Origin of the sequence: Pseudochrobactrum kiredjianiae (assembly GCF_030362795.1) — a bacterium.
GTDB classification, from domain to species: Bacteria; Pseudomonadota; Alphaproteobacteria; order Rhizobiales; family Rhizobiaceae; genus Pseudochrobactrum; species Pseudochrobactrum kiredjianiae.
Window position 1 is genome coordinate 24895 of record NZ_JAUCBM010000018.1, and the last position, 17047, is coordinate 41941.

Here is a 17047-nt window from a genome sequence, read left to right on the forward strand (position 1 = left end):
ATTACCCTCGGTTGAAAGCTATTTCAGAGACACCACGCTTTCCGTTCATATTTTTCACCTGAACGACAATAGGTATGACCATTTTAATATATGCCATTAGGTCAGCTTTAGCATAACCACTTGTAAGACCAGACTGCATCATCATCAAAGCAAGCCGTTCATAGGCCATTTGTGGGCTATTCGCGTGAACCGTAGACATAGAACCCGGATGCCCCGTATTAATTGCTTGAAGAAATGTGAAGGCTTCGGAGCCGCGAATTTCACCAACAAAAAGACGATCTGGACGCATACGAAGAGTTGCTTCGAGAAGGTCTTGAATAGAGGCATTTGAAGTCCCTTGACCGCCTTTTGAAGCCACTAAATGAACAGTGTTTTTTTGTGGAGGCATTAATTCGCGTGTATCTTCAATGGTAATTACACGCTCATTTTCATTAACAGCTTTGAGACATGCGTTTAAAAATGTTGTCTTTCCTGAAGATGTACCACCTGAAATCATGATGGTTTTTCTATTGGATATAGCTGTTTTGATGAACGAATAATAATCTCCACTTTTCAGTAAACCATCAAGTTCAAGATTAATCTGGCTTTCTTCATCACCAGCCATTGTTACCGCTTCAAACGCACCAAGCGCATTATATTGCTCTAGTGAGAAATCATTCAAAACTTGGCGACGAATTGATATTGCACCACCTGCCGGTGCAGCTGGTGGAAGTACAACCTGAATACGTGCCTTAAAATGATCAATTGATGCACTGAGAATTGGCGTTTGTTCGTTGATACTTTGCTTAGTTGCGGTCGCTACTCGTTGGCCGATATGAGTAATTTGTTGTGCCGTTAAATCAGGTACATGAATGTATTCCATATGAGGCTTGCCAAGTTCCTCAAAAAAAACTTGGCAAGGCTCATTCACAGAAATCTCAACAATTTTATCGTTCTGAAGTAGGTGCAATAATGGTTTCAGACTTTCATTGAGAACGAAGTTTCCTTGTGGGATATGTGCAATATTATCTGCGGCGCTCACGTTGAATTTCCTTCAATTCTTCTGTCACTGGATCGTCATAGAAAGCGGAAAAATCTAGATCCTGCCTAACAAAAACATGAATGTTTGCGCCTTGGTGGACAGTGATTGTTGGCTTAACTTGTAAACCGTCGCGAAGAGCTTCATTTGCCATTTCTGAAAATGTTCTGGCAATTGTATCGCGAGCAAGTTCTTCACCACTTTTAGAGTTAGTGCTACCTGTTGCGCGATCTCCATAACCGGCGGCATAACTTGCACCTGCACCGACAATTGATAACAAAATTGCAGAGCCAAACCGCTCACGGAATTTTTTATCAACATTTCCGGTTAAACCTACACGGCCAAGACCATCTGATCCAAAAGAATTGAGCCGGATATTTACCCCATCATCACGAATGAGGCGTGTCCAAACGACAAATACACGAGTTTGACCAGTCATTACTGACGATTGATATTCACCAATTAAGCGTGTTCCCGATGGAATAAGCACTCTGCGCCCATCCATAGAATAAACGTCAGCAGCAGTAACCGCACGTATCTGACCCGGAAGGTCACTGACAATTGCAGTTTCTAGGATGCCAGGAATTAAAGTACCTTCAGTGACTGTTGCGTCTATCCGATGAATCTTGCTCGCAACCGTGGCTTTATTGTTTACCGCTGATGCTGTAGCCAAAAACTGACTATGAGTGTCAGTTCCGGCTACTGTTGGAGAACCGGCACCATCACTATCACCACCAAAACCACCCGTGGCTAAAGAACCACTGGTTTGATCGAATGCGACCATTGGTGAACGGAACCGTGCCGGAAATTCTTCTTCTTCAGCAACAGGTTCTATAATCGTACTGACAGGCTCAATCACTTGAGGTGGGGGAGGTGGAGGAACGTCAAATTCAGCTACAGTTTCAGCTGGTGGTTCTTCTGCCGGTGGTGGTGGAATAATCACCAATTGATTTTCAGCCGGTGGTTCGGGTGCAGGCTCACCGTCCCTTACAAATGAAGGTGGTTTGAATGAAGTTGTATGAAATTCTTCATTAAGGTTTTTAGCCGTTTTGGTTTTCGACCCACTATTAGAGAAAATAAAAATTATGGCGATAACAGCGGCGCCGAGGAAACCAGCTTTCAGAATATTCTGTTTTCTTTTGTCATTTTTATCCGCAACGGCAGCATCATCATGACGGTTGATTGCTTCTAATTCTGGAGATTGAGACATTAGTTTCCGCTCCCCCTACGCTTGCTTGATGTGGTTTCTTGCTTAGGTGCCATAATGTTAGGATCAGGGGCGGCAAAGTCCGGTTTGCGTAGATTAAATACGCATGTCCAATTTGCACCATCACGCAATGTAAATTGAGTGGCTGTTGTATCAACTACGATGTATTCACCCTCTTTTCGGAAGTTTACGAGGGTTTCAGAGTAGTCGGGGTTTACTGTGAAAATTGCCGGTGTTTTGCCTTTGAATTTTAGGAATGTTTTATTCCCATCATCAAATACAACAGTTGGTTTAATCAGTGTCGACCCTGTGAAAGAGTAGTCAATGTTGACATTCTCTTTGTTGATCTTAGAAATATTTGGATTGGCCGCACGATACTCAGCCTCTTTTCGCATAGCGTTGTTTACGGCATTTTCTGGATAGATAAATCGAACTCCAAAAACTTTTGTGCCGGCACTAGGCTTATTATCGATCAACTCGATAAAATACATGCGTTTGTTTGTAACAATGTTCATGTTTGTTGGAACATTGTTAGCAACCGGCTTCACAAATAAAATGTTTTTGCGTTCATTTGGCGTTACCTGCCAGCTTTCTGTATCGCCAAGGGCAATTGTCTCAAGCCGTTCATCATTCTCAAAAATAATCGCTGTAGAAATGCCATGTGTAGCATTTACCTTCAGCACATTATTTGACTGATACACGACAGTAGTAACGCGAGGATCTAAATTGCCCGGCTTTGGAGCTTGCGCCCCAAATGCCAGTCCTGAAGATGCTGACAGAAAGCAGCATAATAATAAGAGCTTCTTCATTTATTTTACGTCCCCATTTGTGATGGTTTCTTGTTCACGGCGATAATCGTAAACCTGAAAGCCAAGGGGATTTTCAAAGCGCCATTCATTCGTCGCTGGCGTGTCTGTATACCGATACCGAACCACTGAAATATAATGACGCTCAATTGCGTCTGTGTCCGATTTTTCAATAAGTGAAAATCTGACCAGTGCAGTGTTATCGTTAGGCATTGTTACAGATTTGATATTTGCGGTAAGTCTTTTATTCTTACCGTAAACACGCGCAGGGTTTTGCGCGTTTGAAACGCTATAAATGCGTTGCAATTCATTTGCAGCTGAACCTGTAGACAGCAGACCGGCCAAGCTAACATTTTCTTCAATTGCGTATGGATCATATCCTTCACGCGCACGAATATAACGAACAATATTAGCCTGTGTAACTGCTTGTTTGTCGGTAATATTATCTTCAACAGTCAGACCAGATTTTACTTCTGTGTAACCGGTGTTTTTATCAACTACCACGATGTAAGGCTCAAATGTTTTGAGCGGAACAAGCATCATCAGTGTGATAATTGCTAAAATAGCGACTACAGAAGCAATGACAGCAACAAATATTGCTAAGCGTTTAGAACGCTCAGCTTTCTTGTATATTTGTTGTTCCCACTGCTCACCGCTTTGATAGTATGAGCGGAGATTTTCATCAGTTTTAGCTTGTACTTTTGACATTTTCTTAATTTCCGCTCTTACCTTGGACGGCTATGATTTTGCACTTGCCTTGCCAGTGCTTCACGACTGGCATTTGATACAGACCCACCATTTGAGCCGCCGCCGCGAGAGTATCTGTTGTATGCTTTGCGAATGCCTCTTGCCGTAGTTGAGACGGTCGAACTGGCTGCGCCATAAGACATTCTTCGCGCTCTTGAAGCGAAGTCCCCTGCAGAAATCATCACAGTACCAACGACACCTTGGGTCATGGTTTGAATGGTGAAAAGAATGTAGAGGCCAGCTAAGCAAACAAGGATGAAAATGGCACCTAAACTGGCCAGCTCATCAAGCGCAATTCCACTATAATCTTGGTCTTTGATTGCAGTCCTCATTGTAGCAATGATGATTGCACAGGCTCCATATGTGAATATCGGCATTAGCGAATATGCCATCACCTGCGTTAGCCAGCCGTCAGTTAGTTTGCGTGAGACATTAAACAGATAACAGGTGATAAAAATTGGTGCAGTTCCTATTAAAATCCAAAGAGCTACCTTTGAAATCATAAGAAGCATCAACGCCACGCCAACAAGAAAATATGAAATTGCTAGGACAAAAATACCGAACAAAATTGGTCCGAATTTAGTCCAACCGGCAGCATCGTTAAAGGCATGATTGATTGTTGTGGCTTGCTGAACAATAGCCGAGAGGCCATTTGTTGTTTTGGTTGTTGAGCCACCAGCCGCGTTTAAAACTAGCTGTCCGATGCCGTCAGGAACAGAGATGATCCATGAATATATAAGATCATTAAACATGCTCCAGTTTGTAGCAAGCGTAGCAACGCCAACAACCTTTACAACATGAATACAAACCTCAGCCGCAGAAATAGATGTAGCGCCCATCAAGAGCCGTATTCCATAGAAAATGACATATAGAATAACGAGAATATTGATCAACGGCATTATATCGCGTTCAAATGCCATAAATGCATTGGAAGTAAAATTACCACCAATAGCATCTAAGTTTTCAAGTAACTTTCCAATGAAATCATTTTCCATATTGAACCTCGTCACCAATCAAATCTTGGATAGCTAGTGCAGCTTCACTTTGATTGATTAGTTCCATTGAACCGCAATTCATTGGCTCTTGATAAAAGCCCATCAGTTCAGTTGGTCGCTTACATGGTGAAGTTTTCTCTTTTACCGTTCCACATGCAGCAAGAATTGTTGCAGAGACAATTAGAACGGCCATTGTTCCATAACGCTTGCTCATTACTTCACACTCCCAATTTCAGGAGCTTTCCATTTTAAGGCGCGTGATGAATTGGTGATTGAAATCAGGTTTTGCTGGTTCTCGACCTGTAAGGATTGAACAGCGCCATTCATGACCCCAATCAATTCATTGATTGTAAGGCCGGTTTGAACTTGCAATTGAGTGTTCTGGTCAATTGAGCCTTTAATATCTTTGGCTTCACCAATTTGTTCACCAGCAGATTTTAAGCTTTCGGTACGTGACTGAACCGCTGATTGTGTTCCTTGAACAAGAGCAGAAACACTAGCAACGGTGGAGATTAATTGTTTATAGCCTTGATCACCTGATTGGTTCTTCAGGCCACTAGATAATTTCTCGACAAGTTGTAGCCCCTTCATGAAGGTTTCAACAGTTTTGCCGAGGTCAGTACCAAAGCCGCTTAAATCCAAGCCACCACTCGACATAAGGCTGTCAAATGAAGGCATTGAAGATACTGAGAAGCCATTTCCAACGGCGAGAGACTGGAAACCTTGAGAAGAGTCCTTCCGGTCGCCTGTCATGGCAGACAAAGTTTCTTCAACTTTTGTCAGAATTTTGCCGTTCACATCCAAAATATCTTTAGTTGTTTCCGCCGTTTTTTTAGCGATTGTATAGTTCCGATTATCAATAACCGGCACGTCAGCATAAGCTGTACCAGTCATGAGAATGATTGCTGTCGTAATGAGGCTAGTTGTTTTCATCATATCAGCAGTTCCTATTCTGGTTTGAGCATAAGTTTGTTTTGATCAGAAGGTGGATAAATGCAGCTTTGACTTTCTTCATTCCATTTTGAACCTTCGAGATTGGCGCATTTATCTTTTGTTTGTTCGTCAGGTTCTTTCTCTTTTTTAATTTTTAGAGAATTTGAACTTCCTGACAATGCTGCGGCACCAAGCTTATTTTTGGAATTTATTAAGTCAGCGAAGGCAGAGCCAACCAGCAAGGCGCGGTTGAACATTTCAATGTTCGCGTTTCTCGCGCCTGAATTAAGATCGTAACTATCTTGAATAGTATCAGTGTATGTTCCACCGAGCTGGTTGAGCCATGAGGCTACATTGCCGCTACTTTCAGTAATCGAAGTGCTAATTTTTTCGGATGAATTTGCTGTATCAATTGCTTGTGTGTAAGCGTTCCCACCCTCAAATGAACCGCCGCCATAATTTATAGGTACGGATTTTCCATTTATTTTTGGAAGCCATTTTTGGGTAATGTTATGAACGTAACCACGAGTTTCTTTAAATGGAGGTACGCCACCATATTTATTGACGTTCCCAGGTCCCGCATTATATGCGGCTAATGCCTTGGAAACGTCTCCGTTATAGCGCTTCAGCTGCTGTTTTAAATAGCGTGCTCCACCACGCAAATTACTTTCCATGTTTTTGGGATCAACGCCCAAATCTTTAGCAGTTCCTGGCATCAACTGAGTAAGGCCATAAGCGCCAACATGCGAACGCGCACAGGGATTGAAGCGGCTCTCTTGATAGATCAGCGCAAGAAATAAATCGGGATCAAGACCTTCTTGCAAAGCAATCCGTTTTGCCATGCCAGCAATTTCAGGATTGTTGTTAATGGCTGCTTGTGGGTCGTCTTTCCGCGAAGGTCGATAAACAGCACCGGCCACACACGTTGTGCGCTCTCTGCGCACATTGTCATTTTTTTTAATTTTTTCTGTTGAATCTTGGCGTTTATTTTTTTCTGACAAATTCCGATTATCAATAACCGGAACTTGTGCACTTGCTGTCATAGAGCTAAAAATTGCAGCCATGATTATTGGCGAAAACACCTTCAATCTAATCATTGTTATTCTCCCAATCACAGAAAATTGGTAGCCAATGCTTCGGATCGTTCCCGACCTTTTCTCTAAGTGCTGTGCACTCGTCTAGGGTGGCTTTATTTGCTGAAAGCACCTTGATTAAATCTGGCATCTTAGAGAGATCCAATCGGGCAATAACGGAGTCATTACCCTGCTTAATCAAGAATGAGCGGCTTTCTGGTGCTGTATTTTTAATGTACTGAAATTCTTTGATCGAAAGCCCAAAGCGCTTTATGTAGCTTTCTTCATCAGCTCGCGGATTAGGAAAATGAATATTCAAAGCTGATTGTTCGATGATCGTGTGCGATGCTTTGGCTTTGGTAATATCAGCGGCAGACTGCGTTCCAAAACCAACTAGACCATTCAATTTACGAATGGTTTTCATTTTATCGACAATGAACGAAGAAAATTCCTCATCTTCGAGAAGCTTCCAGCCTTCATCCATAAAAAACATGACAGGATCGCCATTGAGCATTTCATCAAAGCGATGGAATAAGTACATAAGGACAGGAGTTCTTACTTCTGGAATATCTAAGATACTCGTCATGTCGAAGCCAAAAACTGTTGTCGTAGAAAAATCTAAAACATCTCTTTGAGAATTAAATACCCAAGCTTTTTCACCGTCGATCCAAGGCCGCAGTCTTGCGGATAAATCGTTAGCGTTAGCTTTTGTCCGACCAGATAATAATTCCTGAAGGTTATTCAGATTCCGCTGCTCAAGTGGATATGACATGAGATTGTTGAGCGCGTATTCTAGAGTGTCTTTATCTTCCTGTGCAAAATCATGCGTCCCTGATGAAAGCATGACTTTTAGTAACCGGAATAAAAACTCTCTATTCTTGGAGTTGTTATCTAAGTGTAACGGGTTGAAGCCAGTTTTTTCACCTGCATTGAGTGTTTCATAGTTCCCACCGATAGCACGAATGAAAATTTCCGCACCGCGATCTTTGTCAAAGAATGCAGCGCGAGGAGTAGGTGAAACTCGTCTTGCTTGAGATAGTAAGAAATTTAAAACAACAGTTTTACCAGAACCAGTTGGTCCGGTTATTGTAAAATGTCCCACGTCTCTTTGATGAAAATTAAAGAAAAATGGTGTCTGAGACGTGGTTTCCAATAATGAAATTGGAGTACCCCAATGGAGGTTTTCAGACCGGCCAGATGCAAAATTGTGAAGGGAGGAAAGACCAGCAAAATTGGCGCTAGATAGCATAGATTTACGCGCTATATAGGCATGGTTTCCCGGCATTTGCGCCCAAAATGAAGCTTCTAAATTTAAATCTTCACGTATCCAATTAATATTTGTCTCAGTCAGGCAGGAACCTAAATCAGAGACTGTTTTATTTAATTCGTTCAATGACTTTGAGAGACATAACAGGCTTAGATGATGTGTACCAAATACAGCTTCTTGGTTGATCAGGCTGTTAAGTGCTTCATCAATATCTGTTTCGACAGAGCTTCCTGCTTCATCTGAAGCTTGAATTTGACGCTGAAGCCTTGAAATTCTTTCTTGAGCAATCGGCTTGTCAGATAATGTAAATGATTGAGTGAGGATAAACTCATGATTAATTTGCAATAAATTGTCGAGCATACCCGGAGCTGTAAATGGCGGGTATTCCTTAATGGAGATCATCGCGCCGAAGTGGCCTTCATTTGGTGCAGCACCTTGAATTTGCATAGTGCGCTTGCCAAAATGTAACCGGCTGGAGCCGATGTATGATGAAATACCCATGCGTGGAAGGCGCATTTTTCTGAAGCGCCCACCATCTAATATTTGGTTCAAAAATTCACATGGTTCTGAATATGGTTCATCATTGCGATATGTAATGCCAAGTGGCTGAGCACCATACTTTTCGAACTGGCCTTTTAAATTGCCTAAAAGCTCTTCTAACTCGGTAATATCTTCCTGACGAGCTTCGTAATTATGCTTGCCTTTACCAGCAAGCATGTTGCTTACGTAATCGGCAATACCAAGTGCGCCACGCATGTTTGACTTTAAAATTGTTAGAAACAATTCATTTGTAAACATGCGTTTTTTACGCAGTTGTTTTGTGTATGTTTTATTCAGACGATCAGAAAATTCGTCCTCAAATTCCCCATCAACTTGCGCTTTAATTTCACGTCTAATTAGCGTTGACCAAACCGAAAATTCGCTTGACCCTAAAGCTTTAATAATTGTGTTTTGAACCGCATTTCGAAGATTTAATTCCGACTGGTCTACTGTTTGAAAGAAAAGACCATTCAGCTTTATAACGCACATAAGCGAACCATCTTCGAGCGCAATAACCTGCTCCGAAACATGCCGCATATATGGTAGATGGTACGACATTGGCCGCTCATTGTGAGCGACCTTGCCTAAGCCTAATTCTTCTCTGACAACTTTGAGCATTTTTATGACCTGTAAGAGTTAGCGCCCCAAAAAGTGCGATTTCTTGTTCGTGGGGTTTTGGAGGTGCAGACCTGTAAAACGTCCAAAAAACGGGCGTCTCTAGCACACAGAGCAAACAAAATTCCGTAGCTGATAGGCGCCATTAAAATTGCCCAAAACGATTTTGAAATGAGCCAAGTAATGATTGAGACGCCAATCACCATAACCACGGCCATGTAAGGCACGCCCCAAAGTGTTGGGGAGCGTGTCAAACCGATAACCAGAGGTATTACTGTGGGTTTTTCATCCTCGAACTGGTTCATTTGCCAATTGCACCGATAAGTTCAGGGGCGATCTGTGGTGCACCGAAAATAATACCAATGCCAATAATCACACTGCCAGCTGTGAACCAAGAGAGGCGACCGGCAGCAGCCATAAAGCCCAGACCCATAATGAACAAAACAGCAAGAGAAACGCCAAAAGGTCCGACAATAAAATCGACAATGGCTTGAATTGCTTTATGGATTGGCGAGAATGCAGCCGTCTGAGCATATGCGTTTTCTGTAAACGCAAGCGAGGAAATTAAGGCTGCGGATAATGACAAATATTTTTTAGAATTTGTCAGGCGTGAAAGAGTGTTTTTTGCACTTAGCATCATAGTCTCCTTTAAAAGTGCATAACGCCGCCAACGAAGTTTCCAGTTTTTTGAACTTGAACAACGCCGGTATCTTTGGGGGTATCAATCGCAGCAACTGAATTGGTTGCTTTGCGTGAGCTGGATTTTTTTGCTGGCATTGGCCGGTCGATCATAAAATTGACGACCTCGGCCACATAGCCAACAGTCTCTTTGAATGGGGGGATGCCCTGATATTCATAAATTCGACTGGAGCCAGCATTGTAGGCAGCAGCCGCAAGCAAAGGGTTTTCAAACTCGTCAAGAAGTGAGCGAAGGTGACGAACGCCTGCTTCAATATTGTCTTGAGGATCGCAAATATCTTTCACCCCGTATTGTGCTGCTGTAGGAGGCATAAGCTGCATTGCCCCGCGAGCGCCTTTCGGTGAGTTGCGAGATCTGTCAAATCGGCTTTCAGCCCAAGCTATTGCGGCAGCAAATTTTTCGTCAACATCATGTCGTTGTGCAGCGCTTTCAACCATTTTTCTGATTGTTTCTGCGTCAAACGGAGAGTCACCGCATATGCTTTGTTGTTGAGCAGATGTAGCGCTATTAATTTCTCTTTGTTCGATTACATGACTTTTTTTAGCAATATCTGTCTCATTTTTGCCACGTATTTGCCCACTTTTCTGTTGTTCCAAAGTAGGTAAATTTTGCCAAGTAGTTGATAACGCTTCTGGAGCATATGCAGAAATTATTCCGGTATTGCTATTATCTTCATGGGAGGTTGATGCCCCCCATCTTTCCTTGAATTTATCAGCGTTTTTAGTGCCTGATCTATCATTAAATGCAGCAATATCAATACTTTGAGCCGAACATGCGGGCGCATAAAATGCAGTGCACAATGCTGCGCAACTTAATAACATTTTAACCTTTGTGCGCATCATAACTGCATCCACCCCTACAGAATTTTATTACGTGCCGTTGTTAATAGCATATAATTTGATAATGTTGATCCCACTATATGACCTTTTTAGTCGTATAGTCTTGCTTTGTATTGCCTCATTTGGCACAAGGCAAGTCATGAATAGATGCTAATTTTAGCTGTGAGGGTAAAATGAGGGGAATTTCAAAACTTGCTGTATTAACCTGCATTCTTGCAGGCTCTGCATCCGCAGCACCGCAGATTGATAAAACCTACATTCGTAGCCTTGCAGCGCCGGGAAAATCCGTTCTTGTCATTGAATATTATGGAGCGGACGGCAAAGTCGCAGAGAGAAAAGGTTATGCCAGTGAGGCCGGTTTTTCGGCCAATGATGATCTTGGCATTCAGGTCAATTCTAAAACTTCAGTGAAGCTTTGGGGAATTGAACCCTGCAAAGGCGATTTCGTGAACCGTAAAGAAGATTTTGCAGGCTCATGCAATGACTACGCTAAAGAGCAACTGCAAATCATGCTTAAAGCGCCGAGTGTTTTATATTGCCGCGCATTCATTTCAGAAAAGAATGCAGCAAGTCAGAACGCAACTTGCTTCGGATATTATAATTATCCGAATGCGCTCGATACCGTCGACATGCTTGAAGAGCAGCTTCTCTCCATTGGAGCCGTTCGTCTTAATCGTAAAAAGAATGGTGAAGCAGAAAGAGCTGATCTTACCGACGCGGAACAAATAGGCAAAGACGGGTCTTATGGTTTTTGGGCTGATGAACGTGAGGTTGCCCAATGAAACTATTACGCACGTTTCTTTTTGCTTCAATCATAACAACTCCCGCGCTTGCAGCGCCTGAAGGTTATTTTGATTTAAAGGCCGGAATTACGCTTGAAACTGGTGACACATGGATAGATGAAAACGGCAAAAAGTTTCGTCTTTATGGCGTTCAATCTTGTTTGCGTGGGACATTTTACACCGTTGAATCGGGCATTAGGCAAGACTGTGGCGATGCTTCCTTAGCTATGTTCGCAGCCTATATTCAAGATACAAAACCTATTTGTGCGCCCATAGCTCAAGGCCAGAATATAACTTACGTATTTTGCTATGCAATGGTTGGAAAAAACAGGCTCGATCTTGCAAATGTCATGATTACATCGGGCTTCGCTTTTGCAGCCCTTAATCAAGACGGTTTACCTGTGCATCCGCAATATGCCGTTGCAGAGCAACAAGCTCGCAATGACAAGGCAGGTCTTTGGAAATTCAAAGACGTTCAACACCCATCTATTTTATTAAGCCAAATGGCAAAACAAAAACGGGGTAATCAATGAGATTGGTTCCGACTATAGCGGCATTGTGCAGTATGACAGCAGCAGTTAATGCCGCTGATATAATCAATCAAAATGCTCCATATCAGCCTACACCGAATATAGCACCTGCCCCCCTTACATTTAAGGGATATGCAAATGTCCTTGATGGAAGAACACTCTATTTTCCATCTTCAAATGCAACGGTTAGACTGGCACATATTGATGCGTGCGAGCTTCCACAATGGGCTTTAAATCCGAAATGGACAAACAGAAGCGTTGTTAAAGCCCCTCAACCAGTGCCTTGCGGTGCTTTGGCGAAAGCATGGCTAAAGCGAACAATTGGCAAGCAACAAGTGTCTTGTCGAATTGCTGGATATGATCAGCAAGCCGTTACAACTGCTTACTGTTATGCAGGAAAACAAGACGTTGCGCTCGAAATGTTGCGTGTTGGTTGGGCGCGTGTTGTTGAGCCTATAAGCGCCCCTCAGCTTTATGTTTCATATCAAGATGCCGCTATGAGCAAGCGCTACGGCATGTGGGAAACTTATGTTCTCGATATGAACGAGTGGCGGCAAAGAGCAATTGATAAATCCCTTGAGCGCCAGCCTTATGCAGATTTCAACATTCTAGCAGATCGCAAAAGCGAAATTTCACCGCCATTTCAGGATGCGCGGCAAAAACCAAAACGCACCGATAGATAATGTTCAACAGTGGGATGAAGCCAATGAAAAAAATTGCCATAGCCTCAGCCGTTACAGCATTCGGTTTGCTTGGTATTAGCGCCCAAAATGCCAGTGCTGATAATGTAGAATGGGGCTGTCAGGTCTTGATGTGTGCTGCGAGTTCAGCACCTTCTTGGCAAGGCGTTCCATATTGCGTACCCCCAATGACAAAGCTGATAGCTGCAATGAAATTACCGGGTTTTTCGTGGCCGATATGCCCTGATAGCAATACTGGAAAACCAGCATATGAGCCATATGAGCCATGTCCTTCAGGCTTTGCTGCGCAAACCATCGGTGAAAAGCATGACACGAGCGAACTGTGCGTTCGATTTGTAAATAAACGCCCAAATCCGAATGAATATCCTGAAGCCAGTGTTACGCCTGAATATGGTGGAAGCGATGATCAATACATTCGGGGATATATAATATCTCAATCGCGTAAAAGGAAAGAGAACCCATATTATTATGACATACCGAATGAACAAGGGGTAAAGCAGCGTTTTTACTTCAACCTGAGATTTTAAAATCGCTTCAATATCTATCGAAATGTGCGGCTGAATTGTTCCAGCAATTCAGCCGCTATTCCTAAAATAAAAACAATCTGACTCGTCTTATTTAAAGGAACGACTGCATGAAACACTTTTCACGCGTAACAATCACTACACTTATGTGTAGCACTGCATTTATTATTATTAGTTTAATGAGCAGTAATGCACATGCTAATGATAAAAGCTGCGCTGTCAAAGACGGCTATAATGGTGGGGCGTCTTACTCAAAAACAGGTAGAACAGGGCCGGAGGGTGAGACTACAACATATACCGTGAATGCAGTTTGCGCCGAAGGCGATATTGCTATGGGAATTGATAGAAATGGCAGACTTCGACCAGTTCACGAAATTCTAAATTCATTGGTTGGAGGTGGTGGCTCTCCAACTACAGTGCCATATCCAAATCCCTACGTTTCAGCATCACTCGGCTCTGGCTCAATTGATGATATAAACCGATCAATAGATAAAATTACTGACAATATTACAAATATTACCAATAAAGATAAAGATCAGGACGGTCGTCTCGACGGTCATGATAAAGATATATCTGACCTGCGTGACAAAGATAAAGAGCAAGACGGTCGCCTAGACGGTCATGATAAGGATATATCTGACCTGCGTGACAAAGATAAAGAGCAAGACGGTCGCCTAGACGGTCATGATAAGGATATATCTGACCTACGTGACAAGGATAAAGAGCATGACGGTCGTTTAGATGGTCATGACAAAGACATAACCGATTTGCGCAACAAAGACATTGAGCAAGATAATCGTTTAGATGGTCACGACAAAGATATTGCAGCTATCAATGATGGTGCAGTTTTCTATAGTCGTGATCAAGATGGTAATAAAACCGGTGGTGTTACGCTTAATGACGGAACCGGCAATAATGTTCAGTTGGGCAATGTAGCAGCTGGTATCGACACCAAAGATGCTGTGAATGTTGACCAGCTTAATGGTGCGCTCGCTGGCTTAGGTGGTGGCGCTTCCATCAATGATGATGGAACTGTAAACGCCCCTACATACACAGTAGGCGGTGCAACCTACAACAATGTAGGCGATGCACTTATCGCAACGAATAAACTTGGTGTTCAATACGTTGCTGACGAAAACGGCAATCCTACAAATACCGTTGCTCTTATCGGTGATGGAACTGGTAAACCTGTATCAATTACCAATCTTGCAGACGGAGTTGCAGATAATGATGCTGCAAACTACGGTCAGGTTAAAGACCGTGTTTCTTATGATAGAAATGAAAATGGATCACGCTCAAACACCATTACATTACAAGGTGGAAACTCGGCTGAAACTGTGAAAATTTCAAACTTGTCTGACGGTGTGGCCTCAAGTGATGCTGCAACAGTTGGACAAGTTAACCGTGGCATTCAGGGATTACGTGATTACACAGATAATCGTTTGGATGCTCTGGCTGGACATGTTTCTGACGTTCAGAAAGAAGCACGCGGCGGTATTGCCTCGGCAATGGCAGCTGCTGGTTTGAGATATGATGATCGTCCTGGCAAGGCTTCGATTGCAGGTGGATTAGGTGGCTTTAAAAATGCACAAGCCATTGCAGCTGGTGTTGGTTACACAACTGAAAACGGACGTTTTCGGTTGAATGCAGCAGTTGGTCATTCATTCCAGTCTAACGATACATCGTGGAATGCTGGTGCGAGTTGGACTTTGAATTGAACGCACTAATCAAGGTCGCTGCAGAGCGACCTTTTGCGTTATCAGTTACATGGAGTTGAGCCAATGAACTACAAGCTCATTAAATTCATATCTACATTTTGTTTAATGCCAGTCGCAACATTTGCACAGGCACAAACACCTGTAGAAAATCGCATTGAAGCAGCCTTCAAAGAAAACGATAAAGGACTGGATTTATCATATCTTCAATCTGCAACAGTTTATGAAGCTGGTGAAGAACTAGATATGGGCGATTTAATAGAATTAAAACGGGGCTTTGGTGACTGGTATATGTCTTGCCAAATTCGCCCTTCAAAAAATTTGCGCATATGTGCAGTTGAACAAAAAAAAGGGGAGGACGTTTATACCGTCCAATTTAGAATTGCACAAAATAAAGAAAAAAAACCTGTAGCAATTATTGTTTTGCCTTCATTTTTAAAAACTGATGATGGATTAAGAATATCTTTTTCAGGTCTGGAAAAAACAATTGAGAAAGACGAATTTCGTTGTACTCCAACATTTTGCATTAGCGGCTTTCCATTTGAGGGATTTGTTCAGTCAGCAATTACGCAATCGTCGCGTATAGGTTTTTCCTACACTGCACTTGGCTTTAACCCGTCCGAGGAAGAAAAAGCCATTAAGATAACCATGAAAATGGATGGTTATGCACCACGCCAACGAGATTTCCAACCTGCTGATTTTGCAGTATTATTCTGGAAGTTTGGAGATGATGGTGCCGCGCATTGGGATCGGTTGTTCGTGCCCGACCGTGATAATCACGCCTGATCACCCGTGTGTTCGACAAGTCGTTTGGATGCACGGCACTGCACTTTATTCTTTTCGTCCCACTCATCAAGCTCGTCAACTGGTAATACCCCCATTTTTAACGGGGTTCTGGCGTGGAATTTATGCTGCCATTTTCAGTTTCTGCGCGGGTGTTATTCCGCCTATGCCCATATTGGGACGTTCATTGTTGTAAGTCCATAACCAATCTGTCGCGAAGGCTTGCGCTTCTTCAATTGTCTCAATGATATATTGGTCTAGCCATTCGTGCCTGACAGTCCGGTTATAGCGTTCAATATAGGCATTTTGCTGAGGCTGTCCTGGTTGAATATACAAGATGGTAATAGAGTGTTTTTCAGCCCACCCCAGAAGTTTACCACTGATATATTCCGGGCCATTATCAACGCGTATAGTCTCTGGCTTGCCGCGCCATTCGATGATCTGGTTCAAACTTCGAATAACCCGTTCTGTTGGCAAAGAGAAATCCACCTCAATGCCTAAGCCTTCACGGTTAAAATCATCCAGTACATTCAATAGCCGGAATGACCGGCCGTCTGCCAACTGATCTGCCATGAAATCCATCGACCAGACCAAATTAGGTTTTGTTGGAACTACCAGAGCATCAGGTTTATCCCTTTTAAGGCGTTTTCGGGGCTTAATTCGAAGGTTCAGCTCCAACTCACAATAAATACGATAAACCCTCTTGTGGTTCCAGCCATAGCCTTTGACATTACGAAGATAAAGAAAGCACAATCCAAAACCCCATGTCTTTTTAGCTGCCGTTAGTCCAATCAGAAGATCTGCAATTTCTTCATTCTCATGACGAAGAAGAGGGCTATAGCGATAACAGGTCTCGCTTACTTCAAAAGCTCGGCATGCACACGCAATACTGACATCAGGCCGTTTCGCAGCTATCACGGCCATATCTCGACGCTCCGAGCGCCCCGTTACTTTTTTCCAAGAGCTTCTTTCAGTAAGTCATTTTGCATGCTCAGGTCAGCAAACATTCTCTTTAGCCGACGGTTTTCATCCTCGATAGATTTCATCTGGCTGACCATCGAGGCATCCATGCCGCCATATTTCGAGCGCCATTTATAAAATGCTGAATTGCTCATGCCGTGTTCGCGGCAAAGCTCAGGAACAGACACACCACCCTCAGCTTGGCGTAAGATTGCAAGGATTTGTGGATCGGTAAATCTAGTCGTTTTCATAAAAATCTCCTCGTTTATTAAACAGAGAAAATTCCACTTTCAAACACCTTTAATTAAAGGG

General features: G+C 42.9%; 19 protein-coding genes. 6 read left to right on the top strand and 13 right to left on the bottom strand.

Annotation, left to right across the window (positions count from 1 at the left end):
* Position 1 precedes the first annotated feature (1 nt).
* From virB11 to QUF18_RS18485, 12 genes are read right to left on the bottom strand one after another with little or no spacing between them, the layout of a single operon-like run.
* Entirely contained in the window at positions 2 to 1021 is a 1020-nt protein-coding gene (virB11, locus tag QUF18_RS18430) for a P-type DNA transfer ATPase VirB11 (RefSeq protein WP_213600398.1), read from the bottom strand.
* On the bottom strand, positions 1005 to 2228 hold the full coding sequence (gene virB10 / locus QUF18_RS18435; protein WP_213600397.1) for a type IV secretion system protein VirB10: 1224 nt from the start codon (positions 2226 to 2228) through the stop codon (positions 1005 to 1007). Before virB10 ends, virB11 begins: the two co-directional genes overlap by 17 nt.
* Entirely contained in the window at positions 2228 to 3034 is an 807-nt protein-coding gene (gene virB9, locus QUF18_RS18440; RefSeq protein ID WP_213600396.1) for a P-type conjugative transfer protein VirB9, read from the bottom strand. The genes virB10 and virB9 overlap by 1 nt, the downstream gene beginning before the upstream one ends.
* Positions 3035 to 3739, bottom strand: coding sequence for a VirB8 family type IV secretion system protein (locus tag QUF18_RS18445; RefSeq protein WP_213600395.1), 705 nt, complete (start codon positions 3737 to 3739; stop codon positions 3035 to 3037).
* Between the two features lie 17 nt (positions 3740 to 3756).
* Positions 3757 to 4773: a TrbL/VirB6 family protein gene (locus tag QUF18_RS18450; RefSeq protein ID WP_213630903.1), complete on the bottom strand. Its 1017-nt coding sequence runs from the start codon at positions 4771 to 4773 to the stop codon at positions 3757 to 3759.
* Positions 4763 to 4987: a hypothetical protein gene (locus tag QUF18_RS18455; RefSeq protein ID WP_213600393.1), complete on the bottom strand. Its 225-nt coding sequence runs from the start codon at positions 4985 to 4987 to the stop codon at positions 4763 to 4765. Before QUF18_RS18455 ends, QUF18_RS18450 begins: the two co-directional genes overlap by 11 nt.
* Entirely contained in the window at positions 4987 to 5706 is a 720-nt protein-coding gene (locus QUF18_RS18460; protein ID WP_213600411.1) for a type IV secretion system protein, read from the bottom strand. The genes QUF18_RS18455 and QUF18_RS18460 overlap by 1 nt, the downstream gene beginning before the upstream one ends.
* A 14-nt stretch (positions 5707 to 5720) precedes the next feature.
* The gene (locus QUF18_RS18465) at positions 5721 to 6803 is read right to left on the bottom strand and encodes a lytic transglycosylase domain-containing protein (RefSeq protein WP_213600392.1); all 1083 of its coding nucleotides are present in this window, start codon (positions 6801 to 6803) and stop codon (positions 5721 to 5723) included.
* Complete coding sequence (locus QUF18_RS18470; protein ID WP_213656859.1) at positions 6796 to 9204, bottom strand: VirB4 family type IV secretion/conjugal transfer ATPase; 2409 nt, start codon at positions 9202 to 9204, stop codon at positions 6796 to 6798. The genes QUF18_RS18465 and QUF18_RS18470 overlap by 8 nt, the downstream gene beginning before the upstream one ends.
* A 2-nt stretch (positions 9205 to 9206) precedes the next feature.
* Positions 9207 to 9506, bottom strand: a complete 300-nt coding sequence (locus QUF18_RS18475; RefSeq protein ID WP_213630902.1) for a VirB3 family type IV secretion system protein — start codon at positions 9504 to 9506, stop codon at positions 9207 to 9209.
* Positions 9503 to 9841, bottom strand: coding sequence for a TrbC/VirB2 family protein (locus tag QUF18_RS18480; RefSeq protein WP_213630901.1), 339 nt, complete (start codon positions 9839 to 9841; stop codon positions 9503 to 9505). Before QUF18_RS18480 ends, QUF18_RS18475 begins: the two co-directional genes overlap by 4 nt.
* Before the next feature lie 8 nt (positions 9842 to 9849).
* On the bottom strand, positions 9850 to 10743 hold the full coding sequence (locus QUF18_RS18485; protein WP_289388747.1) for a lytic transglycosylase domain-containing protein: 894 nt from the start codon (positions 10741 to 10743) through the stop codon (positions 9850 to 9852).
* A gap of 170 nt (positions 10744 to 10913) precedes the next feature.
* Between QUF18_RS18485 and QUF18_RS18490 the strand changes: the two genes are divergently transcribed.
* From QUF18_RS18490 to QUF18_RS18515, 6 genes are all read left to right on the top strand, one after another.
* The gene (locus QUF18_RS18490) at positions 10914 to 11522 is read left to right on the top strand and encodes a hypothetical protein (protein WP_213630899.1); all 609 of its coding nucleotides are present in this window, start codon (positions 10914 to 10916) and stop codon (positions 11520 to 11522) included.
* A complete protein-coding gene (locus QUF18_RS18495; RefSeq protein ID WP_213630898.1) occupies positions 11519 to 12055 on the top strand; it encodes a thermonuclease family protein in 537 nt (178 codons plus the stop codon). Before QUF18_RS18490 ends, QUF18_RS18495 begins: the two co-directional genes overlap by 4 nt.
* A 32-nt stretch (positions 12056 to 12087) precedes the next feature.
* Positions 12088 to 12735: a thermonuclease family protein gene (locus tag QUF18_RS18500; RefSeq protein WP_289388748.1), complete on the top strand. Its 648-nt coding sequence runs from the start codon at positions 12088 to 12090 to the stop codon at positions 12733 to 12735.
* 23 nt (positions 12736 to 12758) lie between these two features.
* Positions 12759 to 13280 carry a hypothetical protein gene (locus QUF18_RS18505; protein WP_213630896.1) on the top strand — a complete coding sequence of 174 codons (522 nt, stop codon included), beginning with the start codon at positions 12759 to 12761 and terminating at the stop codon, positions 13278 to 13280.
* Positions 13281 to 13387: 107 nt separating this feature from the next.
* Positions 13388 to 14995 (top strand): YadA-like family protein, encoded by a 1608-nt coding sequence (locus tag QUF18_RS18510; protein ID WP_289388749.1) that lies wholly within the window; start codon positions 13388 to 13390, stop codon positions 14993 to 14995.
* 63 nt (positions 14996 to 15058) lie between these two features.
* A complete protein-coding gene (locus QUF18_RS18515; protein WP_289388750.1) occupies positions 15059 to 15778 on the top strand; it encodes an invasion associated locus B family protein in 720 nt (239 codons plus the stop codon).
* Positions 15779 to 15898: 120 nt separating this feature from the next.
* Here QUF18_RS18515 and QUF18_RS18520 read toward each other — a convergent pair.
* Positions 15899 to 16986, bottom strand: a protein-coding gene (locus QUF18_RS18520) for an IS3 family transposase (protein WP_113946470.1) whose coding sequence is annotated in 2 segments (ribosomal slippage) — positions 15899 to 16725 and positions 16725 to 16986 — 1089 coding nt in all. Because the reading frame shifts where the segments join, the coding sequence is not laid out codon by codon here.
* Between the last annotated feature and the right edge of the window lie 61 nt (positions 16987 to 17047).